The organism is Bacillus cereus (genome assembly GCF_002567495.1).
Lineage (GTDB): Bacteria > Bacillota > Bacilli > Bacillales > Bacillaceae_G > Bacillus_A > Bacillus_A cereus_AQ.
In genome coordinates, this window is sequence record NZ_NVAP01000089.1 from 1 (window position 1) to 863 (window position 863).

The following is an 863-nucleotide window of genomic DNA, read 5'->3' on the forward strand; positions in this document are numbered from 1 at the left end:
GGAAAAGTTCTAGCAGGCGCGGAATTTAAGCTGAAAAACGAAGCTGGTCAAGTAGTTGGAGAAGTGAAAACAACGAATAAAGACGGCGTTGTGAAGTTCGAAAACGTAGTGCCAGGAAAGTACACGTTAGAGGAAACGAAAGCGCCAGAAGGTTATAAAGCGCTAGAAGTGACAGTAGAAGTAAATGTTGTCGCGAATGAAATAGTAAAGCAAGAAGTGACGAATGAAAAAGTAACAGGTCAATTCGAAATTGTGAAAGTAGATGCAGAAGATAAAACGAAAGTATTATCAGGTGCAGAATTCGAAGTGTATAAAGATGGTAAAAAGGTAGCGGAACTGAAAACGGATGAGAGTGGAAAAGTGATGTCACCGAAATTACCATTAGGTGAATACACAGTGAAAGAAACGAAAGCACCAGCGGGCTACAAGCTTTCAAATAAAGAATGGAAAGTAACAATTCAAAATGAGAAAGAAGTAGTAAAAGTAGAGGCGGAAAATGAAAGAATTTTAGGTTCTCTACAAATCGTTAAGACGGATGATAAGGATCAAGCAAAACGTTTAGCAGGCGCAGAATTTACATTAAAAGATGCGGAAGGAAATGTTGTAAAGGAAGGAATTACAACAGATAAGTCTGGAACTGTTAAAGTAGACGGACTTGTACCGGGTGAATATACGTTAGAAGAAACAAAGGCGCCAGAAGGTTATGAGTTAACAAAACAAGTAATTCATGTAACAGTAGACGGTGAAAAAGTTGTTGATGTAAAAGTAACGAACAGTAAGAGTCTTGGTCAATTTGAAATCGTAAAAGTAGATGCACAAGATAAAACGAAAGTATTATCAAACGCAGAATTCGAAGTGTATAA

The 863-nt window shown here is 37.4% G+C and carries 1 protein-coding gene; it reads left to right on the top strand.

Going from position 1 to position 863, the window contains the following annotated elements:
- A partial coding sequence (locus COK05_RS30090) for an MSCRAMM family protein (protein WP_255290374.1) occupies positions 1-863 on the top strand: 863 nt, incomplete at both ends.